The organism is Thermobacillus composti KWC4 (genome assembly GCF_000227705.2).
Classification (GTDB): Bacteria; Bacillota; Bacilli; order Paenibacillales; family Paenibacillaceae; genus Thermobacillus; species Thermobacillus xylanilyticus.
Map to the genome: position 1 here is coordinate 2,783,665 of NC_019897.1, position 21,491 is coordinate 2,805,155.

Annotated in this window: 21 protein-coding genes; 9 read left to right on the plus strand and 12 right to left on the minus strand. The window is 61.0% G+C overall.

What is annotated here, in order from left to right:
• Nucleotides 1–110 precede the first annotated feature (110 nt).
• Nucleotides 111–515, minus strand: a complete 405-nt coding sequence (locus tag THECO_RS13005; RefSeq protein ID WP_041853912.1) for a DUF423 domain-containing protein — start codon at nt 513–515, stop codon at nt 111–113.
• 50 nt (nt 516–565) lie between these two features.
• Here THECO_RS13005 and THECO_RS13010 point away from each other — a divergent pair, with 50 nt between their 5' ends.
• Nucleotides 566–982 (plus strand): hypothetical protein, encoded by a 417-nt coding sequence (locus THECO_RS13010; RefSeq protein ID WP_015255508.1) that lies wholly within the window; start codon nt 566–568, stop codon nt 980–982.
• Between the two features lie 211 nt (nt 983–1,193).
• The gene (gene yhbH, locus THECO_RS13015) at nt 1,194–2,351 is read left to right on the plus strand and encodes a sporulation protein YhbH (protein WP_015255509.1); all 1,158 of its coding nucleotides are present in this window, start codon (nt 1,194–1,196) and stop codon (nt 2,349–2,351) included.
• 37 nt (nt 2,352–2,388) lie between these two features.
• Here yhbH and THECO_RS13020 read toward each other — a convergent pair whose 3' ends face one another.
• The 4 genes from THECO_RS13020 to THECO_RS13035 form a co-directional block, all read right to left on the minus strand.
• Entirely contained in the window at nt 2,389–3,606 is a 1,218-nt protein-coding gene (locus THECO_RS13020; protein ID WP_015255510.1) for an MFS transporter, read from the minus strand.
• 181 nt (nt 3,607–3,787) lie between these two features.
• Complete coding sequence (hflC, locus tag THECO_RS13025; protein WP_015255511.1) at nt 3,788–4,657, minus strand: protease modulator HflC; 870 nt, start codon at nt 4,655–4,657, stop codon at nt 3,788–3,790.
• Complete coding sequence (gene hflK, locus THECO_RS13030; protein ID WP_015255512.1) at nt 4,654–5,745, minus strand: FtsH protease activity modulator HflK; 1,092 nt, start codon at nt 5,743–5,745, stop codon at nt 4,654–4,656. The genes hflC and hflK overlap by 4 nt, the downstream gene beginning before the upstream one ends.
• Nucleotides 5,746–5,862: 117 nt before the next feature.
• Nucleotides 5,863–6,879, minus strand: coding sequence for a globin-coupled sensor protein (locus THECO_RS13035; RefSeq protein ID WP_015255513.1), 1,017 nt, complete (start codon nt 6,877–6,879; stop codon nt 5,863–5,865).
• A gap of 213 nt (nt 6,880–7,092) precedes the next feature.
• Between THECO_RS13035 and THECO_RS13040 the strand changes: the two genes are divergently transcribed.
• Nucleotides 7,093–8,541, plus strand: a complete 1,449-nt coding sequence (locus THECO_RS13040) for a SpoVR family protein (protein ID WP_015255514.1) — start codon at nt 7,093–7,095, stop codon at nt 8,539–8,541.
• A gap of 42 nt (nt 8,542–8,583) precedes the next feature.
• Here the strand turns inward: THECO_RS13040 and thrC are convergent, their stop codons facing one another.
• Nucleotides 8,584–9,774 carry a threonine synthase gene (gene thrC, locus THECO_RS13045; RefSeq protein WP_015255515.1) on the minus strand — a complete coding sequence of 397 codons (1,191 nt, stop codon included), beginning with the start codon at nt 9,772–9,774 and terminating at the stop codon, nt 8,584–8,586.
• Nucleotides 9,775–9,961: 187 nt separating this feature from the next.
• Nucleotides 9,962–11,857: a PrkA family serine protein kinase gene (locus THECO_RS13050; RefSeq protein WP_015255516.1), complete on the minus strand. Its 1,896-nt coding sequence runs from the start codon at nt 11,855–11,857 to the stop codon at nt 9,962–9,964.
• 292 nt (nt 11,858–12,149) lie between these two features.
• Here THECO_RS13050 and THECO_RS13055 point away from each other — a divergent pair, with 292 nt between their 5' ends.
• Nucleotides 12,150–12,923, plus strand: coding sequence for a DUF2161 domain-containing phosphodiesterase (locus tag THECO_RS13055; protein ID WP_015255517.1), 774 nt, complete (start codon nt 12,150–12,152; stop codon nt 12,921–12,923).
• Nucleotides 12,924–13,158: 235 nt separating this feature from the next.
• Here THECO_RS13055 and THECO_RS13060 read toward each other — a convergent pair whose 3' ends face one another.
• Entirely contained in the window at nt 13,159–13,407 is a 249-nt protein-coding gene (locus tag THECO_RS13060; RefSeq protein ID WP_015255519.1) for an AbrB/MazE/SpoVT family DNA-binding domain-containing protein, read from the minus strand.
• A 137-nt stretch (nt 13,408–13,544) separates the two neighbouring features.
• The gene (trmL, locus tag THECO_RS13065) at nt 13,545–14,009 is read right to left on the minus strand and encodes a tRNA (uridine(34)/cytosine(34)/5-carboxymethylaminomethyluridine(34)-2'-O)-methyltransferase TrmL (protein ID WP_015255520.1); all 465 of its coding nucleotides are present in this window, start codon (nt 14,007–14,009) and stop codon (nt 13,545–13,547) included.
• A 128-nt stretch (nt 14,010–14,137) separates the two neighbouring features.
• Here trmL and THECO_RS13070 point away from each other — a divergent pair, with 128 nt between their 5' ends.
• On the plus strand, nt 14,138–14,848 hold the full coding sequence (locus tag THECO_RS13070) for a response regulator transcription factor (protein ID WP_015255521.1): 711 nt from the start codon (nt 14,138–14,140) through the stop codon (nt 14,846–14,848).
• Between the two features lie 83 nt (nt 14,849–14,931).
• On the opposite strand, the gene serC is transcribed toward THECO_RS13070, so the two are convergent.
• The gene (gene serC / locus THECO_RS13075) at nt 14,932–16,020 is read right to left on the minus strand and encodes a 3-phosphoserine/phosphohydroxythreonine transaminase (RefSeq protein ID WP_015255522.1); all 1,089 of its coding nucleotides are present in this window, start codon (nt 16,018–16,020) and stop codon (nt 14,932–14,934) included.
• A 114-nt stretch (nt 16,021–16,134) separates the two neighbouring features.
• Here serC and thpR point away from each other — a divergent pair, with 114 nt between their 5' ends.
• Nucleotides 16,135–16,698 (plus strand): RNA 2',3'-cyclic phosphodiesterase, encoded by a 564-nt coding sequence (gene thpR / locus THECO_RS13080; protein ID WP_015255523.1) that lies wholly within the window; start codon nt 16,135–16,137, stop codon nt 16,696–16,698.
• A gap of 101 nt (nt 16,699–16,799) precedes the next feature.
• Here the strand turns inward: thpR and glnA are convergent, their stop codons facing one another.
• A complete protein-coding gene (glnA, locus tag THECO_RS13085) occupies nt 16,800–18,224 on the minus strand; it encodes a type I glutamate--ammonia ligase (RefSeq protein ID WP_015255524.1) in 1,425 nt (474 codons plus the stop codon).
• 323 nt (nt 18,225–18,547) lie between these two features.
• Here glnA and THECO_RS22340 point away from each other — a divergent pair, with 323 nt between their 5' ends.
• The 3 genes from THECO_RS22340 to THECO_RS13095 all read left to right on the plus strand — a co-directional run bounded on the left by THECO_RS22340 (nt 18,548) and on the right by THECO_RS13095 (nt 20,079).
• On the plus strand, nt 18,548–18,688 hold the full coding sequence (locus THECO_RS22340; RefSeq protein WP_015255525.1) for a hypothetical protein: 141 nt from the start codon (nt 18,548–18,550) through the stop codon (nt 18,686–18,688).
• Between the two features lie 156 nt (nt 18,689–18,844).
• A complete protein-coding gene (locus THECO_RS22345; RefSeq protein WP_269724219.1) occupies nt 18,845–19,375 on the plus strand; it encodes an ABC transporter permease in 531 nt (176 codons plus the stop codon).
• A gap of 101 nt (nt 19,376–19,476) precedes the next feature.
• The gene (locus tag THECO_RS13095; RefSeq protein WP_015255527.1) at nt 19,477–20,079 is read left to right on the plus strand and encodes a TetR/AcrR family transcriptional regulator; all 603 of its coding nucleotides are present in this window, start codon (nt 19,477–19,479) and stop codon (nt 20,077–20,079) included.
• Nucleotides 20,080–20,138: 59 nt separating this feature from the next.
• Here the strand turns inward: THECO_RS13095 and aroF are convergent, their stop codons facing one another.
• A complete protein-coding gene (gene aroF / locus THECO_RS13100; RefSeq protein WP_015255528.1) occupies nt 20,139–21,200 on the minus strand; it encodes a 3-deoxy-7-phosphoheptulonate synthase in 1,062 nt (353 codons plus the stop codon).
• Nucleotides 21,201–21,491: the final 291 nt, after the last annotated feature.

The following is a 21,491-nucleotide window of genomic DNA, read 5'->3' on the forward strand; positions in this document are numbered from 1 at the left end:
GCCGTTTTGCTTGCGGGGTGATGGAAAATTCATCTTCTTCATTATACCGGATTTTGGCCGGATTCGGCATCTTTTTTGTGATCGCAATTACAATTTTCGCCCGTGAAGAGTTAGCGGCCGGAACGCAGAAGCGCGGCAGCCGCCAGCCCCCAGCCGGCGACCCAGGACACTCCGCCCAGCGGCGTGATCGCGCCGAGCCACCCCATCCCGGTCAATACAAGCACATACAGGCTGCCCGAGAACAGCCAGACTCCGGCATGCAGCAGCCGCAAGGACCAGGCGAACAGCCGTCCGGACGCACCCGCTTCCGCGCGTCCGGCCAGAATCGCCGTCAACACGAGCCCGAGCGCATGGTACATATGGTAGCGGGCGGCCGTCTCATACGTCGAGAGCGAATCCTGGGACAGCCGAGCCTCCAGCACGTGCGCGCCGAACGCGCCGAACGCGACGGCAAGTCCCGCATAAATCGCCCCGATGGCGGCATGTTTTTTCCAATTCAAGGTTTTCACATCCATTCCGTCAGGTTATAATGGTTACATTACGACAAATGGGAGGCAATGGGCAAGTGGAAGGGTCTCAGGAACAATCGCAATTCATGACCCCTGTGCAGCCGGAGGTGAATTCCGCGCCCCTGAAGCATTCCGGCCCCGGCATCGCGTCCTTCGTCATCGGGCTTGTCAGCATCTTGCTGGCGATTGTCGGATTTGGCGCCACGCTCGCCGGAATGGCCGAATACACGACCGAGGGCGGCGTGATCGCAATGCCGGGACCGGATGAAGTTGCCGGGAACATCCCGCTCGTGATCGGATCCTTGCTGATCCTCCTCGGCTTGCTGCTGTCCGTCGTCGGCGTCGTGCTGGGCATCGTCGGCTGCGTCATCCGGCACCGGCGGCGCGTATTCGCCATTCTCGGACTCGTCTTCAACGCCATTTTGCTTGCCGGCACGAGCACCCTGTTCGTGATCGGGCTCATCGTTCAGTAAACACCGCGAACATGCAGGCGGCCGGGTTGCCGGGCCGCCTGCCGCTTTTTCCCTCTGTCATCACTATACCGCGCGTCTAACCCCGCAATCAAATCGCCCGCGCCTCGTCCCGGCATTTCCGGATTGGGCAAGCCCTTCATCACATAACCGCCTTCGCCGTGAATATATTGAATAGAAAACGGCAAGTTGTCGATGCGGGAGGTGCAAGTCCATGATGGAAGCCGGCCAGCCGTCGTTCATCGTTTCGCGGGAAGATTGGTCGCTGCATCGCAAGGGCTACCAGGATCAGGCGAGGCACCAGCAGAAAGTGCGGGAAGCCGTCCGACAAAACTTGCCGGACCTGGTATCCGAAGAGAACATCATCCTTTCCGACGGCAAACAGATCATCAAAGTGCCGATCCGCAGTCTGGACGAATACCGTTTTATCTACAATTACAACAAGAGCCGGCATGTCGGCCAGGGAGACGGCAACAGCTCGGTCGGCGACGTGATCGGCATTGACCCGTCCGGAAACGGCGGAGCGGGCGAAGGAGCGGGCGATCAGCCCGGGGAAGACGTGATCGAGGCGGAAGTGACGCTCGAAGAAATCGAAACGATGCTGTTCGCCGAACTGGAACTGCCTTTTCTCAGCCCGAAGGACAAAAACCGACTGCAGACGAAGGACATCCGGTTCAACGACATCCGCAAGAAAGGCCTCTCGTCCAACATCGACAAGAAGCGGACCATTCTCGAGAACCTCCGCCGCAACGCGCTCAGCGGCAGACCGGGCATCCACGGCATTTCGCCGGACGACCTGCGCTACAAGACATGGGAAGAGATCGTGCAGCCGACATCGAACGCGGTCGTGCTGGCCATGATGGACACTTCGGGTTCCATGGGCAGCTTCGAAAAGTACGTCGCGCGCACGTTTTTCTTCTGGATGACCCGCTTCTTGAGGCACCGCTACGAGAACGTCGAAATCGTGTTCATCGCCCACCATACGGAAGCGAAGGAAGTGTCGGAGGACGAATTTTTCAACCGCGGCGAGAGCGGGGGCACCATCTGCTCCTCCGCGTATATGAAGGCGCTCGAGATCATCGACTCCCGGTACCCGCCGTCTTCGTACAACATCTATCCGTTCCATTTCTCCGACGGCGACAACCTGACGAGCGACAACGAGCGCTGTGTGAAGCTGATCGGGGAGCTGCTCAAGCGGTCGAACCTGTTCGGTTACGGCGAAGTGAACCAGTACAACCGGTCCAGCACGCTGATGTCGGCCTACAAACATATCACGTATCCGCGGTTTCTCTATTATGTCATCCGGGAAAAAAATGAAGTCTACGCCGCGCTCAAATCGTTCTTCCACAGACGCGAACAGCCCGCCGTATGACGTACGAAGCCGCCGGTAGCAAGCCGGCGGCTTCCGTTTATGCGTGTCGGGTCCGTCTGCCGAGGAGCAGGAAGAGCGCCACGCCCATCCAGCCGAACAGCGCGGCGGCGGCCAGCAGCGCGGTCATCGGCACGCCGATGCCGGACAACGCCGTTGACAGGATCGGGCCGATCGTACCCCGGATGCCGAACAGCATCATGTGCAGGCCGAAGGCTGCGGCCTCCCGTCCCGGCGCCAGGCGGAACACGTAGGTCATGAACCCGATGTCCCAGATCGCGTCGCCGATGGCGAGCACGGCGCTGCCCGCGAGGACGGCCGGGTAATTGCCGAACAGGGCGTACAGCACCGGCACGATCGCGAACGCGGCGAGGCCGTATACCACCGTGTGCCGCGCCGAATACCGGTCGATCACCCAGCCGGCCACGAAATAGGACGCGAGCAGAAAGACATAGTAGACGATCCGCGCATAGCCGATCTCCACGTTCGAGAGCGCCAGCCGGTCCACCTGGATGATCTGGTACAGCGGCCCGGCCGCGATGTTGCAGAAGCCGGTGAACGTCGTGGCCAGCAGGAACAGGCTCAGCTCCTTGCTCTCCCTCACGAGCTGCCATTGGCCCTTGAGTCCGTCGCGCCGCGGCGGGTCGGACGAGGTTTTCACCGGCTCGGATTCCCGAATCCGCGTGAACAGAAGAATCGACAGGACGCCGAGCACGGCCGCCGCCGCCAGCGGCCCGCCCGACCCCGCTTCGTCCATCCACCGGCCGACCGCGTAGGCCATCGGGATCATGAGCACGACCATTGCGACGCGGACATTGCCCATGAGCCGGCCGCGGTGGCGAGGCGGGTACATCCGCGGAATAAGCGCGGCGTATGCGGGCGCCTGCACCCCCATCAGCAGCTGGAAGACCAGCGCGGTCGCGACGAAGACGACCGGCACGCCGAAGAACGCCGGCAGCACGATCAACGCGCGGCCGATCAGATTCGGCCAGACCATGTACGGGCGCGGCTGCGACCGCTCGATGAACGAAGCCCATACCGGCGACAGCATCAGCCCGACGGCCGGCGCCGCGGCGAGCAATCCGGCCTGAAAGTCGGTCGCTCCCGCGCGCAAGGCCATCGCAATGTAGAACTGGTTGTAGACGACATTGAAGAAAGCGAACAGCAGCGACGCCGATGTATCGATCCGGAAATTGTGCCACGCGTCCGGCCCAAGTTCCAGCTTGATGTGCTGCAGCGCGCCGCGCAGTTTCCTCATGACGGATCCGTCTGCCTTTCCCCGAAGCAGTATTCGACTCCCCATCATTCTACTACACGCCTCGGAAAATAAACAGACGGAATTCGACGTTTCATGGATCAACCCAACCGGTCCGGCGCCGCCAACCCAAAACAGCCGTCAGGAGAATATCTCCTGATCGGCCGTTTTCGCATGTCCCGTATCATTCGCCCAGCAGCAGGCGGGCGTACGGCGAGTCGATCGGCATCATGATGACCGGTTCGCCTTCGAACGTCTTCACATAGCTTTCCAGCGTGCGGTACAGCTCGTAGAATTCCGGATCTTTCCCGTACGCTTCGTTGTAGATGCGGGCCGCTTCCTGCTCCCCTTCGGCGATGATCTTCTTCGCCTTCGCCTCGGCTTCGGCGAGCAGCTCCTTCGCCTGGCGGTCGGCGTTCGACGTAATCTTGCGCGACTCCTCGTCGCCCTCGGACAGATAGCCCGCGGCGATCGATTGCCGGTCCGAGATCATCCGGTTATAGACCGATTCCTTGTTCTCCGGCGGCAGGTCGGTCCGCTTGATGCGGACGTCGATCACTTCGATGCCGTAGCCCTGATTCGCGGCGACATCGGCGACGATCTTGGTAATTTCCTCGTTCAGGTCGCCGCGCGCCGTATTCTCGCTGATAATGTTGCCGTATTCGATCTCCGACAGTTTCCGCCGCACCGCGTTGTACACGGCGTCGGAAATCCGGCTTTCCGCGTTCGATACCGTATTCAGCGAACGCAGGAACTTCTGCGGATCGCTGATCCGCCAGACCGTGTAGTTGTCCACATAGATCGGCTTCTTGTCGTTCGTCAGAATCAGCGTCGGCTCGCTGTCGTAGACTTTCTGGTACTTCGGCAGCGTCCGGACGGATTCGATGAACGGCACCTTGAACTTGATGCCGGGTTCGGTATGAATGCGCGTCGCTTCGCCGAAGCGGAGCACGACCTTGTACTCCCCTTCCTTCGCGATGAACATCGATCCGGACAGCACGATGACGAGCAGCAGCACGCCGAGCCCGATCAGAAACATTCCGCGCTTCTTCATTGCTCCGTTCCCCCTCCCGTCGCGCCGGACGTTGTGCCGGATGCCGCGCCCGACGATGAACCGGACGACGATCCGGACGCCGAGCCGGAAGAACCGCCGGATTTCCCGGAACCGGAGCGGTTCAGCAGCTGGTCAAGCGGCAGATATTGCACCGTGTTGCCGCTGCCGTCCGTGATGATGATCTTCGCGTTCGGCAGAATCCGCTCGAGTGTCTCGAGCACGAGCCGCTCCTTCGTGACCGAAGGATTCTTCACATATTCCGCATAGATCGCGTTGAACTTCGCGACGTCGCCCTCCGCGTTCAGGATGCGGGAACGCTTCTCCGCTTCCGCCGACTCGATAAGCGCCTGCGCTTCGCCCCGCGCCTTCGGCAGCCGGTCGTTGACGTAGCGCTGCGCCTGGTTGATCTTCGTGTTCTTCTCTTCGCGGGCGTTCGTCACTTCCTTGAACGCCTGCTGCACTTCGCCTTCCGGCGGCTCGATGTCCTGGAACTTCACGTCGCTGATGAAGATGCCCGTGTCGTACTGGCGCATCAGCTCTTCGAGCTTCTGCTTCACTTCCGTCTGGATGACGGTCTTGCCGTCCGTGATCGCGTAATCGAGCTTCGTCGACCCGATGACCGAGCGGATCGCGCTGCTGGCCGCGTTGCGCAGGAAACGCTCCGGATCTTCGATGTTGTACAGATAGGCGCGCACGTCCGAAATTTTCCATTCCACGACGGCGTCCGCATGCACGATGTTCTCGTCGCCCGTGATCATGAGCGCCTCTTCCTCGACCTTGCGGATCTGTCCGCTTTCTTCACGGTAGCCGATCTGCAGCTTCTGCGTCAGGTTCGCCGGCACCTTCACCACCTGCTGGATCGGGTACGGCAGCTTGAAATGCAGCCCCGGTTCTTCCTGCGTCGCCGTGTACTTGCCGAAGGTCAGGATGGCCGCCTGCTCCTGCTCCTCGACCGTATAGAACGATGTATAACCGATGATCAGAACAAGCACGACGACGGCGCCGATCGCGACCTTCTTCCAGAACCCCGGCGGAAGCTCGACCGTCTTGCGCGTTCTGCCGTCCAAACCGCCTTGGTAAACTTCCATATGCCCCCTCCTTGCTGCATGTACTCACACCCAAATATACGGATTCGGGGCCTGTCGCGTTTCAATCGGAAGCCGGAACATTTCGGCAGGACCGGCAGGACCGGCAGGACCGGCCGCTCAGCCTTGCGCCACCGCGCTTTCCCTGAGCGATTCCAGCTCCGCCACCACGCGTTCGATCATTTGCACATAGGCGTTCAGCTCTTCCGCGACCGCCGCCTGCCGGCCGGCGTATTCGGCGGACTGCTCCGAGATCTCGACCGCCGTCCGGATCGACTGCCGGATCTGGTCCAGCTTCCGATGAACTTCATCCAGCGATTCCTTCGACGACGCGGCCAGTTTGCGCACTTCGCCCGCGACGACCTCGAAACCTCTGCCGTACTCTCCGGCGCGGGCCGCCTCAATCGCCGCGTTCAGCCCGAGCAGATGCGTGCGGTCCGACAGCTCCCGCATGACGGAGCCGATTTCCGAGATTTCGTGAATTTCGTGTTCCAGCTCCCGGATCGACGCGCCCGAGCGCTCCTGGGCGAGCACCGACTGCCGCGCGTTGTCGGCGGCCGAACGGCTGCTCGTGCCCAGTTGGGTCATCATCGCGGACAATTCCTGCACCGATGACGTGATGACGCTCAGCATGCCGCCGCGCTCCTCCGCCAGCCGTTCGACTTTCGCCTTCTCTTCCTCCTGGTAAACTTCCAGGACGATCTGCGAATCGAGGTTGAACATTTTCGAGAGCGCAAGCGTCACGTCCATCCAATCATCCGGACAGACCTGGCGCAGATGCGCAACTGCCAGATCCAGATAGATCATATAGGTTCCCAGATACCAATGCGTCGTAAGACCTATTCGCGAATGAATCCGGCCGACCCGCATCCGGTGCTCAATGTAAGCGTCGTCAATTCCCTCCGTGCACATGGACATGAAATAGGCGCGCTGCGTCTGCTTCAGCCGATCGATGGTGCTGTGCCGTTCGATCATGGCTTTCAGTTCCGGACGGGCAGTCACGCGACGATACAGTTCGTCCGTAACGGCGTCCGCAATTTTGTCGAACTCGGCGGTCTTTCCGTGCAAGAGCGTCGTGTCTGCGTCAGTTAATCCGATGTAATCCATCATTTGCTGCCATTTGGCCGACAATTTCATGATGCTTCCCGCCTTTCTTACTGGTTCATTATGGATTCAGACGGGTCCATTATAGACCAGAATGGGACAATTTTCACCATTTTTCGAACGTTCCACCATTCGCTCGCACTTTGGCGTCTGTCCCGTCATACGTTTCGCGCGCGGATTCATAGAATGGGTACTACGGCGCCGCCTGACGGCAGCCGAACTGCCCGACCGGGAGGGGGAACGCCCATGAATCAGGACGAGATCAAGGCGCTGGAGCGGGCCATCGACGAGATTACCGAGATCGCCCGCGGGTTCGGTCTCGATTTTTATCCGATGCGGTACGAGATCTGTCCGGCGGACATCATTTACACGTTCGGCGCTTACGGGATGCCGACGCGCTTCAGCCACTGGAGCTTCGGCAAAATGTTCCGCAAGATGAAAATGCAATACGATTACGGCCTGAGCAAAATCTACGAGCTCGTCATCAACTCCAATCCGTGCTACGCGTTCCTGCTCGAGGGCAACTCGCTCATCCAGAACAAGCTGATCGTCGCGCACGTGCTGGCCCACTGCGACTTCTTCAAGAACAACGCCCGCTTCAGCCGGTCGAACCGGAACATGGTCGAGAGCATGTCGGCGACGGCCGAGCGCATCCGACGCTACGAGATCGAACACGGCGCCGGTGAGGTCGAGCAGTTCCTCGACGCCGTGCTGGCGATCCAGGAGCATATCGATCCGTCGCTGATCCGCCCGTACGGCCTCGACAAGAACCGGTACATCGAGATGCTGAAGAAGGAGATGGAGCGGGAGGCGGAGCGCGCCGCTGAACGCAAGACGCCGTACGATGACCTGTGGGAGCTGGACGAGGAGGAGCGGACCAGGGAGAAGCAGCAAGAACCGGAACCGCCGCGCCGTTTTCCGCCCCAGCCGGAGAAAGACGTCGTCTGGTTCATCGAGGAATATTCGACCGTGCTGGAGGATTGGCAGCGCGACATCATGTCGATGCTGCGCGATGAGATGCTCTATTTCTGGCCGCAGATCGAGACGAAGATCATGAACGAAGGCTGGGCTTCCTACTGGCACCAGCGGATCGTGCGGGAGCTGGACCTGACGAGCGACGAGGCGATCGAGTACGCGAAGCTGAACGCCGCCGTGACCGCGCCTTCGCGGCGCAGCATCAACCCGTACTACCTCGGACTGAAAATATTCGAGGACATCGAGAAGCGCTGGGACAATCCGACGAAGGAGGAACAGGAGCGGTTCGGACGAAAGCCGGGCCAGGGACGGGCGAAAATTTTCGAGGTGCGCGAGAACGACTCGGACATTTCCTTCCTGCGCAACTATTTGACGAAAGATCTGGTGAAGGAGCTGGATCTGTACGTCTTCGAGAAGAAGGGGCAGGAATGGAAGATCACCGACAAATCGTGGGAGGCGATCCGCGACCAGCTCGTCACCTCGAAGGTGAACGGCGGCTTCCCGTACATCGTCGCCACCGACGGCGACTTCAACCGCGCGGGCGAGCTGTACCTGACCCACCGCTACGAGGGCGTCGAACTTGATCTGAAATACGTCGAGAAGACGCTGCCTTACGTGCACAAGCTCTGGGGCCGGCCGGTGCATCTCGAGACCGTCGTCGAAGACAAACCGATCGTGTTCAGCTACGACGGGAAGAAAGTAACGCGCCGGTTTTTGTGACGGAGTGGGCTGCGGCTTGAAGGCCGCGGCCCTTTTTCTCGGTTAGCGGACACCCGCCAGGCGGGAAAAGAGTTCGTCCGGAGCCAGCGGCGAAAGCCCGGGATCCGGCACCGACACCCGGAGCGCGTCCGCATCCTTCAGCATGTGGCCGGTCAGCACGACGAGGGCCGTCTCGTCCCTGCTGATCGTGCCTTCAGCGGCCAGCTTCTTCAGGCCCGCCAGCCCCGCGGCCGCGGCGGGCTCGCAGCCGATGCCGCTCCGGTCAATGACGCGCTTCGCGGCCATGATCGCTTCGTCTGAGACGGCGCAGGTCACGCCTGCGCAATCGCGCAGCACCCGCGCCGCCTTCCGCCAGCTCGGCGGATTGCCGATGCGGATCGCCGAGGCAGCCGTCCGCGGCGCCGGTTCGGGGACGAGCTCCCCGCCGCCCGAGGCGATCATCCGGTGGAACGGGCTCGCCCCTTCCGCCTGCACGACCGCGATGCGCGGCACCTTGCCGATCAGCCCGATCGCCTTCATCTCGAGCAGCCCCTTGCCGAGCGCTGACGCGTTGCTGAGCGCCCCGCCGGGCAGCACGACCCAGTCCGGCAGCGTCCAGCCGAGCTGGTGCGCCGCCTCGATGATCATGCTTTTCTGCCCTTCGATCCGGAACGGGTTCACCGAGTTGCACACGTACAGCCCCAGCGCTTCCCCGCAGCGGTTCAGCAGTCTGACGCCGGCATCGTACCCGCCCTCGATCCCGTACACCTCCGCGCCGTAAGCGAGCGTCTGCATCAATTTGTTCGCCGCAACGCCGCCGGGCGGCACGAGCACGACGCACCGCAGGCCGGCCCAAGCCGCGTACATCGCCAGCGACGACGACGTGTTGCCGGTCGACGCGCAGGCGAACGCCCGATATCCCGCGAATACGCCCCGCGACACGGCCGCCGTCATGCCGTTGTCCTTGAACGATCCGCTCGGGTTCTCGCCCTGCGCCTTCAGCCATACCCGCCGGACGCCGGCGTGGATTGCGGCCGGCGCGCAGTCGTACAAGCCCGTGTTGCCCTCGCCGCGCGTGACGATATGCGCCTCCTCCAGCTCGGGGTCGATCAGCTCCTTGTACCGCCAGACGCCGCTCGCGTAAGGCCCCGTCCGCAGCGCGAGCCGGCAATCGAACAGCGTCTTCAGCCGCTCCGCGTCCGCCAGCCTGAAATCTTGCCTCACTTCCAACAGTCCGCCGCAATCGCAGCTCATCGGAAAAAGGTTCTCCGGTCTCCGCGCTTTGCCTCCTGCAGGTGTCTCCGTTTCGTTGCGATTCCACAGCGCCGCTGATGGTCACACATAAGACTTGTCCGATTCGTTAACAGTCTCAACGCAATCGGGCGTAAGGCATGAAAAATCCCCGCGGGCCGCAAGCCCGGCGGGGATACCGTCCCGCGCTTTACCGGTTCAGCAGGCTGCCGACATAGCGCAGCAGCTCGTTCGCGCAGACCGGGCAGTACCCGTGTTCGTCGATCAGTCGTTTCGTCACCTCGTTGATCCGCTTGAGCTGATTTTCGTCCGGCGTCTTCGTCGAGGTCGTGATTTTCACAATATCCTTCAGATCGGCGAACAACTTCTTCTCGATCGCCTCCCGCAGCCGTTCGTGGCTGGAGTAGTCGAACTTCTTGCCGCGCCGCGAGTACGACGAGATGCGGATCAGAATCTCCTCGCGGAACGCCTTCTTCGCGTTCTCGGAGATGCCGATCTGCTCCTCGATCGACCGCATCAGCCGCTCGTCGGGGTCGAGCTCTTCGCCGGTGAGCGGGTCTTTCAGCTTCGTCCAGTTGCAATACGCCTCGATGTTGTCGAGATAGTTCTCGAACAGCGTCCGCGCCGACTCTTCGAACGAATAGACGAACGCCTTCTGCACTTCCTTTTTGGCGAGGTTGTCATACTCCTTGCGGGCAATGGAGATAAAATTCAGATATCTCTCGCGCTCCTCCTTCGTGATCGAAGGATGCTGATCCAATCCGTCCTTCAGCGCGCGCAGCACGTCGAGGGCGTTGATGCACTGGAGATCCTGCTTGATGAGCGCGCTCGAGATCCGGTTGATGACATGGCGCGGGTCGATGCCCGACATGCCTTCCTCCAGATACTCGTCCTGCATCTCCTTCAGATCGGCTTCCTTGAATCCTTCGACTTCTTCCCCGTCGTACATGCGCATTTTCTTGACCAGGTCCATGCCCTGCTTCTTCGATTCCTTCAGCCGCGTCAGAATCGTGAAGATGGCGGCGGCGCGCAGCGCGTGCGGGGCGATGTGGACATGCTTCATGTCGCTCTGGGCAATCAGCTTCGCGTAAATTTTCTCCTCTTCCGACACCTTCAGATTGTAGGGGATCGGCATGACGATCATCCGCGACTGGAGCGCCTCGTTCTTCTTGTTCGCGATGAACGCCTTGTACTCCGCTTCGTTCGTGTGCGCGATGATCAGTTCATCGGCCGAAATGAGCGCGAACCGTCCCGCCTTGAAGTTGCCCTCCTGCGTCAGCGACAGCAGATGCCACAGAAACTTCTCGTCGCACTTCAGCATCTCCTGGAACTCCATGATGCCCCGGTTCGCCTTGTTGAGCTCGCCGTCGAACCGGTACGCGCGCGGGTCGGACTCCGAACCGTATTCCGTGATGGTGGAGAAGTCGATGCTGCCGGTCAAATCCGCAATGTCCTGCGACTTCGGATCGGATGGACTGAACGTGCCGATGCCGACGCGGTTTTCTTCCGAGATGATCACCCGCTCGACCAGGACATTCTCGATGTCGCCGCCATATTCGGTTTTCAGCCGCATCGCGCACGACGGGCAGAGGTTGCCTTCGATCCGGACGCCCAGCTCCTGCTCCACTTCCGGACGCAGCTCGTGCGGAATAAGATGAAGCGGTTCTTCGTGCATCGGGCAGCCTTTGATCGCGTAGACGGCCCCTTTGTCCGTCTTCGAGAACTGCTCGAGCCCCCGCTTCAGCATCGTCACGATCGTCGATTTGCCGCCGCTCACCGGGCCCATCAGGAGCAGAATCCGCTTGCGCACGTCAAGCCTCTTGGCGGCGGAATGGAAATATTCCTCGACCAGCCGTTCGAGCGCCCGATCCAGTCCGAAGATCTCGCGTTCGAAAAATTTGTAGCGCTTGCGGCCGTCTATTTCCTCGACACCGTAGGATTTCAGCATCTCGTAGACCCGTGCATGCGCCGTCATGGCCGGCGATGGATCTTTGCGCAGCAGTTCGATATAATCGCGGAACGTCCCGGTCCAGTTCAATTTTTCGTTTTCGGCGTTATATTCTGCGATCCGTTTGAAAATATCCACAGCCGCACCTCCTCTCGACTATTCCGCCCGCCCCTGCGCGGCCCCCGGCCGACGCCGAAGCCTTCTGCAGACGCGCGGAATGGTTCCCGCATGCGGTGAACACTGCCCCGAGCCTGCCGCAGTAATACATAGATATGCATGGCCGGAACCGAAATTGCTCCATATTTCCTTCATCAATCTCCCATAAAACGACTGGTTTCCCTACATCCGGCGCGCATCGTGGTATAATGGGCTTGCCGCGCATGGAACGCGCATGGAGACGGATCTGACAGACCGGAAAGGAGCGACTGCGGTGGCCGTCCGACACGAGACCGAATTGTACGCGCCGGTGCGGGCATACTTCGAAGCGCGGGGCTATGAGGTGAAGAGCGAGGTGCTGCACTGCGACCTTGTCGCCGTGCGGCGGGGCGAAGGCGGAGAGGAGGAGACCGTCATCGTCGAGCTGAAACGCTCGTTCAACCTCGAGCTGCTGCTGCAGGGCATCGAGCGCCAGCGGCTGGCCGACAACGTCGTCCTGGCCGTCGAGCGGAACCGGAAGAAGTCCGGGGCGGTTGGCCAGCGGTTCGGCGACCTCGCGGAGCTGTGCCGCCGGCTCGGGCTGGGGCTGATGACCGTCACGTTCTTCAAGACGAAGGCGCCGCTGGTCGAATGGCTCGCCGAGCCGGGCGAACCGCCGCTCCGGGGTATCCGCCGCAAGCGGCGGGAGCGGCTCATGGCCGAGTTTGCCGCGCGGAGCGGCGACTACAACGTCGGCGGCAGCACGCAGCGCAAGCTGGTGACGGCGTACCGCGAACAAGCGCTGCGCTGCGCCTGGGCGCTGGCCGCCGAAGGCGGCGAGGCGCCGCCCCGGCGCGTGCGCGAACTGGCCGGCTGCGCCCGGGCGGGCGACATCCTGCGGGACAACCACTACGGCTGGTTCGAGCATCCGGCGAAGGGCGTGTACCGTCTCGCCGAGGAAGGCCGGAAGGCGCTCCGGGAGTATGCGGACATCCTGAAGGCCTGGGCGCCGGACGCCGCGACGGCCGCAACCGATGCAACCGCCGCCCCGAAACCGGTCGATGCGTAACAAGATGTTCACAGGCGAACTCGTTTTCAATTGTCCGGCAATCGGGTATAATAAGGGAAGCTATTGGAGGTGTCCGCGATGAGTACCGCTTTCTGGATTGTGATGATCGTCATGCTGCTGATGATCGTGCCGATCCTGACGGCCGGGTATAACGACGACAAGACGAAAGGCCTGTAAAAACAAGAAGCTTCCCGACATTCGGGAAGCTTCAACTATTGCTCGCGGAAATTTCCTGTCACTTGCGAAGCGAAGCCATTTCGCTCATGCATGCCGCGCAGAGATAGCGTTCCTTGAACTCCCGGACCTGGTCCATCGAACCGCAGAACACGCAGCGCGGCCGGTAGCGCTCCAGGATGATGTGGTCGCCTTGCACCAATATCTCCACGGGATCTCCTTCATTCATCTGATACCTCTTGCGCAGCGACTTGGGAAGCACGATGCGTCCCAGTTGGTCGACCTTGCGCACAACGCCTGCCGGTTTCACATATATCACCTCTCCTGTGTCCGTATCCGTCTGTCTTGTACGTATGTAGAAACCTTGCGTTACGATAAGCTTTCGATCAGGAAGCGGCTTTTCCTTCTCCAGCCAAAATTTTGCTTAATATCATGCAACTATTCTGTTTACCTCATGTTTGGAAATCCGAGCTGCCGGAGCGCTTCGTACAGGACGATCGCCGCCGAGTTCGACAGGTTGAGCGAGCGCACCTTGTCCGTGATCGGCAGGCGCATGCACGTCTCGGGATTCGCGTCGAGCAGCTCCTGCGGCAGCCCTTTCGTCTCCTTGCCGAACACGAAGAAGTCGCCGTCCCGGAATTCGAAATCGGTGTACCGTTTCACGGCCCTCGTGCTGGTGAAAAAAAATCTGCCGTCCGGGTACTTCTTCCGCACCTCTTCGAACGAGTCGTGATGCTCCACATGGACCGCGGGCCAATAATCCAGGCCGGCCCGCTTCAGCGACGCGTCATCCGTGCGGAATCCGAGCGGATGCACAAGATGCAGGTGCGTGCCGGTTGCGGCGCATGAACGGGCGATGTTGCCGGTGTTGGCCGGAATCTCCGGCTCGACGAGCACGATATGCAGCGGCATGCCGGTCCTCCTCTTTTCAACATTATGCCGGATCGCGTGATTTTTACATGGATTTAACGCAGCTTTGATTCATCCCTCAACCTCGGCCGCCATAATGGAAAACAGCGGACGACGAAGGGGGATGGAACGTGCGCAGACGCATTCTCGTCGTGGATGATGAACCGTCCATTGCCGCGCTGCTGGAATACAATCTGCAGCTTGCCGGTTACGACGTCAGATGCGTGTCCGACGGCGAAGCCGTTTTCGACGCGCTCGGACCTTTCCGGCCGGATCTGATCGTGCTCGACCGGATGCTTCCCCGGATGGACGGCTTGGAAGTATGCCGCCGGCTGCGGCGGGAGAAGAACGAAGTGCCCGTCATCATGCTGACCGCGCTGCACGACGTGTCCGACCGGATCGCCGGACTTGCGGGCGGAGCGGACGATTATATGACGAAGCCGTTCAGCCCGCAGGAGCTCATCGCGCGCATCGGCGCGATCTTCCGCAGAACCGGGGAGCCGGCCCGGACGGAAAGCGAAGGCGTGCACCGGATCGGCCGGCTGACCGTGCGCGCCGACGCGCGCGAAGTCGAACTGGACGGACGTCCGGTCGAGCTGACGCCGAAGGAATTCGACCTGCTGCTCTTCATGTGCCGCCGCCGCGGCAAAGTGCTGAGCCGCCGGCAGATCCTGCACGGTGTCTGGGACTGCCCGATCGTCGGCGACACCCGGATCGTCGACGTCCACATCAGCCATCTGCGCGACAAGATCGAGAAGAACGCCCGCTCGCCGGAGTATATCATGACCGTGCGCAGCGTAGGCTACAAGCTGACCGGTCCGCCGGATGAGCCGACGGCGTGAGCGCCTTCCGACAAGCAACCGCCCTCGCTCCGGCAGGGGATGAGGGCGGTTCTTCCTTGGGTTCGATTGTCGCCCGCCGCGGATCAACCGTGGCGGCGGCGGAAATCGGCCATGAACTCCGCGAGCGCCTTGCAGCTTTCATACGGCACCGCGTTGTAGGCGGAAGCCCGAAGCCCGCCGACGCTGCGGTGGCCTTTCAGGCCGACGAAACCTTCCTTCTCCGATTCCTTCACGAACAGCGGCTCCAGCGCTTCGTCCGCAATGCGGAACGTGATGTTCATCGGCGACCGGCTCTCCGGATGGGCGAAGCCGCGGTAGAAACCGCCGCTCCGGTCGATCTCGTCATAGATCAGGGCCGCTTTCTCGGCGTTCGCCTTCTCGATGGCGGCCACCCCGCCCTTCGCCTTGATCCATTTCAGCACCAGGTTGACCATATAGACGGAGAACGTCGGCGGCGTATTGTACAGCGACTCATTCTTCACGTGCGTATCATAGCGCAGCATCGTCGGCACATGCTCCGGCGCGCCGGACGCGAGATCGTCCCGGATGATGACGACGGTGACGCCGGACGGGCCGAGATTTTTCTGCGCTCCCGCGTAAATGAGGCCGAATTTCGAAATATCGAGCGGACGGCTCATGATGTCGCTCGACATGTCGGCGACGAGCGGCACGCTGCCCGTATCGGGGAACGACCTGAACTGCGTCCCCTGGATCGTCTCGTTCGACGTCAAATGCACATAGGCTGCGCCCTCGGGCAGGACGAGATTGGTCAGATCGGGCATGCGGCGATACTCGTCGGGTTTCGAAGTGGCGACAATGGCGGTCTCGCCGATGAGCTTCGCTTCCTTGAGCGCCTTCGACGCCCAGCTGCCGGTCTCGACATAAGCCGCGACCCGTCCGCCGGTCAGCAGATTGAGCGGCACCATCGCGAACTGCGTGCTTGCGCCCCCCTGGAGGAACAATACATGATAATGGTCGGGAATGTTCAGCAATTCCCGCATCAGCGCCTGGGTCTCGTTGTTCAGCTGCTCGTAAATGCCGCTGCGGTGCGACATTTCCATGATGGACATGCCGGCGCCGCCGTAATTGACGAACTGCTCCTGCGCCTGCTGCAGCACTTCCAGCGGAAGCGCGGCCGGACCGGCGTTAAAGTTGTGTCTGCGATCGCTCACCGATTCCACTCCTGCTCTTGTCTATGATAGGTTATGATAACAAAGAAAGCGGAAAGGCATCAAGTGACGGAAGCGGGAAAAGATGCACCCGATACCATGCGAGGAGGAATGGTTTTGAGCGAGAAGCAGCGTCTCTTCATCGGCCTGGCCGTGCCGGATGACGTCCGCCGGCAGCTGCTCATGCGGCTGGACGGATGGCGGGAGCGATTCGCCTTCGCCCGTTGGGCGCATCCGGATGATTGGCATATCACATTGCATTTTATCGGCGAGACGGACGCGGACCGGATCCCCGCGATCGTCCGCGCGCTGGACGAGTCGGCGGCCGGCGCCCGCCCGTTCGACGTGGAGCTGCGCGGCCTCGGCACCTTCGGACCGCCGGCCCGTCCGGCCGTGCTGCATGTGCTGCCCGCCGGACGGCTCGAGCCGCTCCGCGCGCTGCACGCCGCGCTCGGCAGCGCGCTCGCGCAAGCGATCGGCTTCCAGCCGGATGCGCGCCCCTACCGGCCGCATCTGACGCTCGCGCGCAAGTACGCGGGCGCAGCGCCATGGAACCCGGCGTCAGCGGCGGCCGAGACGTTCGGCGCGTCCTGGACCGCGCGGGACGCCTGCCTGTTCCGCAGCCGGCTCGGCCATTTCCCGATGTACGAGATCCTCCATCGGGCGCCGTTCGGTGAATAGCACAAGAGCGCCCCGGTCCGTCTTGCGACGGCCGCCGGGGCGCTCTTTGCCGTTATGCGAAGCGGTGAGACGCGGCTTGAACCGATGCCTCCCGCCGGCAATCAGCAATCGAAGTACAGGCTGTATTCGTGCGGATGCGTGCGGATGGCCACGTCCTTCGCTTCTGCACGCTTGAACGCGATATAGTTTTCGATGAAGCCTTCGGTGAATACGCCGCCTGCCGTCAGGAACTCGTGGTCCGCTTCCAGCGCACCCAGCGCTTCGTCGAGCGAGCCCGGCACGCTGCGGATTTCGCGCTTCTCTTCATCGGACAGCTCGTAGATGTTCTTGTCGAGCGGACCGTAGCCCAGCGCCCGCGGATCGATCTTCCGCTTGATGCCGTCCAGACCGGCCAGCAGCATGGCAGCGAACGCGAGATACGGGTTAGCCGTCGAGTCGGGCGTACGGAATTCGATCCGGCAGCCTTTCGGCGTAACCGCAGCGACCGGAATCCGGATGGCCGCGGAACGGTTGCCCTTCGAGAACACGAGGTTGACCGGCGCTTCATAACCCGGCACGAGCCGCTTGAACGAGTTCGTCGACGGGTTCGTCAGCGCGATCAGCGCCGGCGCGTGGAACAGGATGCCGCCGATGTAGTTCAGCGCGAGCTCGCTCAGGTTCGCGTAGGCGCCTTTCTCATAGAAGAGCGGCGTATCGCCGTTGAAGATCGACTGGTGCACGTGCATGCCGCTGCCGTTGTCGCCGAACAGCGGTTTCGGCATGAACGTTGCGACCTTGCCGTATTGGCGAGCCGTGTTGTGGATGATGTATTTGTACTTCATCAGGTTGTCGGCCGTTTTCGTCAGCGTGTCGAAACGGAAATTGATTTCGCCCTGGCCGGCGGTTGCGACTTCATGGTGATGGCGCTCGACTTTCAGACCCGCTTCCTGCATCAGCCGCACCATTTCGGAACGGATGTCCTGCTGCGAATCCACCGGCTGCACCGGAACGTAGCCGCCCTTGACGCGGACCTTGAAGCCCAGGTTGCCGCCTTCTTCCGTCCGTCCCGTGTTCCAGAACCCTTCCTCGGAGTCGACTTCATAGAAAGATTTGTTCATGCCGCTCGTGAAACGGACATCGTCGAAGATGAAGAATTCCGATTCCGGCGCGAAGTAGGCCGCCGTGCCGATGCCGGTGCTCTTCAGATATTCTTCCGCCTTCTGTGCGATGCTCCGCGGGTCGCGGTCATACCGTTCGCCGTCCGGCGTGTAGATGTTGCACGTGACGATCAGCGTCGGATGCTCGGTGAACGGGTCGATGTAGGACGTCTCCGGGTCCGGCATCATGACCATGTCCGACTCTTCGATGCCGCGGAATCCCGGAATCGAGGAACCGTCGAACGCGACGCCGTTCACGAACGTATCTTCATCAACTTGCTCAGCCGGAAGCGTGATGTGATGCGAGCGGCCGGCCAGGTCCGTGAAGCGGAAATCGACGAACTGGACATTTTTCTCTTTAATCGTCTCCAAAACTTGTTGCGCACCCATGGGTTTTTCCTCCATTCCCGAACGATTGCGTAAAATTGAACGCCGAACGTTCAACTTTTCAAATAATCTGTCGTTATTATAGTGCTTGAATTCCTGCTGCGTCAATAGCTATGTCATGTATTTTTTCGCTAATATGTTATATTAACTTACACTTGTTTGAAGAATGTCCGACAAAGCCGATGAAAAGCCTGTTTCAACAGCGAAGAAATCGTTCTGACCTGCATACAAACGGCATCTCCGGTTGACACGCACGGATTTTGGAAATACAATTTAAACTGATGTTTAAAACATTTGTTTAAATCTGTTTGTGGAGGGAGATCCGATTGAAAAATGCATTGCGGGCGCTGGCGAAACAGCCGACAACGATCATCGACATCGCAGCGGCGCTGCTGTTCCAGCTTATTTTTACCGTCGTCTGGATGACGGGCTACGACGGTAGCAGGACCGGACAGAACGGCTCGTGATCGGCATCGTCAATGAAGACTCCCGGTGGGGAGAGGCGATCGTTCGGCAATTGAAGGACGGGCTGCCCGTCCGGGTGCGCGAGTTGGACGATCCGGCCGAAGCGGCGCGGCAGCTCGAATATCGGGGCATCCAGATGCTCGTGCGCATCCCGCCGGATTTCTCGGCGAAGGCGGCTTGCAGCAATGGGAATCGGCCGTTGGCAGCGGTTCGGGGCGCGCATGGTCATCAACGCCGCGGCGGCCGTCATCGTTTCCTTCATCGGAGTGTCGCTCGTCCTTGGCCTGGGCGGCCAGTCCGCCGGCGGTTTCTTCGCGCTGTGGGGCTTCGAGGCGTTGTTCATTCTGGCGTTCATCCTCGTTTCCCAGTTGTTCCTCATGCTGTTCGGCATGGCCGGCATGCTGTTCAACATCCTGCTGCTCTCGATGCAGCTCGTCTCGTCAGGCGCGATGATGCCGCGCGAGCTGCTGCCGGATTTCTACCGTTCCATCAGCGAGGTATTCCCGGCAACCTATGCGGTGGAAGGCGCGATGAATCTGCTGTTTGGCGGACCGCCGGCCGACCGGGCAGCGCTCGGCTTGCTGGCCATCCTGGCCGCGGCGCTGCTTCTGGGCGCGGCTTCCACCGCAATCCGGAGACCTTCCGTGCAAGCCGCCGCTGTCAAATCTCCGGACCTGAACATGAACTGACCGCATCGGACCGGGCGATGCGCACCGTCCCGCTTCCGGTTGCGCCCTCCAAACGGGCACGGCATAATGAAGATAGATAACTTCAGGACGGAGGGTTGAAGATGAAGGCGGACGGTCCGGATGTGAAGACGCGCATTTTGACGGCGGCGAAGAAACTGTTCGCAAGACACGGCTATGAAGCGACGACCGTCCGGCAAATCTGCGAGGAAGCCGGCGCCAACATCGCCCTCATCTCCTACCACTTCGGCGGCAAGGAAAATGTGTTCGCCGCCCTGTTCGAGACGGCGCTGCCGCATCGGCGAATCGAGGAGGCGATCGCGCAGCCGATGGCCGACCCGGCGGAGGCGGTCCGCCAGATTGTGGCGGGGGTGGTCGCGTTTCAGCTGTCGGAGCCGGAGATGATCGCGATCATGCAGCAGGAGACGATGATCGACTCGCCGCGGCGCGACTTGATCCGCAAGCACGCTTTTCCGGTCTGGCGCCGTCTGCTGCAGGCAATTGAGGAAGGACGGAAGCAGGGCATATTCTCCTACGGGTCGAAGGATCATGTGCTCCTGTCCGTACTCGGCGCCATTTTGTTCCAAAACAAGATTGACCATTTCGGACCGCTGCTCGACATCGCCGATCCGGCGGAATACTATGAGCGGCTGACGGAGGAGCTGACCGCGTTCGTGTTGCGCGGGCTCGGCTACACCGGAGCATAACGGTCGACAAGATCAAAGCCCTGAATGCGGGATCTTCTCCCGATTCAGGGCTTTGCGTTTTATTTCTTCCACTCGCGGAACGCTTCCGCCGGCGCCTTCGGCGTGTCGAACCGTTTGCCGACGATCGGAGCGAGCTTCTCCAGATCTTTCAGCAGCGCGGCGAACTGGTCCGGGAAGAGCGATTGTACGCCGTCGCCCGTCATCGAATTGTCCGGGTCGGTGTGCATCTCGATGATCAGACCGTCCGCGCCCGCGGCGACCGACGCCTTCGCCATCGGCTCGACCAGTTCCCGGCGGCCGGTGCCGTGGCTCGGGTCGGAGATGATCGGCAGATGGCTGAGCGTCTTCAGCGACGGAATCGCGGCCAGATCGAGCGTATTGCGCGTGTAAGGCTCGAACGTCCGGATGCCGCGCTCGCACAGGATGACGTTCGGGTTGCCGCCGGCGAGAATGTATTCCGCCGCGTTCAAGAACTCGTCGTAGGTGGCGCTGAAGCCGCGCTTGAGCAGAACCGGCGTCTTGATCGTGCCGAGCTTGCGGAGCAGATCGAAGTTCTGCATGTTGCGCGTGCCGACTTGCAGAATGTCGGCGTATTCGGCGCAGATGTCGACGTACTCGGGCGTCATCACTTCCGTGATCGTGAGCAGGCCGTGCTTGCGGCCGGCTTCGGCCATCATGATCAGGCCTTCCACGCCGATGCCCTGGAAGCTGTACGGGCCGGTGCGCGGCTTGAACGCGCCGCCGCGCAGAATCTGGCCGCCCGCCGCCTTGACGAGCCGGGCGATCTCATCGATCTGTTCGGGCGATTCGACGGCGCACGGACCGCCCATGACGACGAGCTCGTCGCCGCCGATTTTCACGCCCTTGATCTCGATGACCGTATCGTCTGGATGAAAATCGCGGCTCGCGAGCTTGTAGGACTTCGAAATCTTGATCACATCCTCTACCCCGCGCATGGAACGCAGATGTTCGGCAAGCGACGGGTCGGCCTTGCCGATGATGCCGATGACCGTCCGGTCGGTGCCTCTCGACACATGGGGCTGCACGCCCGCCCGTTCGATGTACTGTACGATCTCCTCAATGCGTTCGTCGCTGATATCCGGCTTGGTTACCACAATCATGACGCTGGCTCCTTTCACGCTTCAACGCTTATATGCTTTTAAGCTTTTATGCTTTTATCCGTTAAAGTAAATATAGAGCATGACACCCGTTTCGTCAAGGCGGAATTGCAACGGAACGCACAGTCTTTATTTATTACGGTTGAAGCGGTTTTGGCACGATAACGGAACCAGAAGACCTTATCGGCGCTCGAATAGGGCGAAATCCGTCCGCGTCGGGCAAATAAGCTTCCCCTGTTCCGTTAGCATTTCCAAACTGGGAAAATCCGCAAAATAACGGCTCTGAATTCCGTT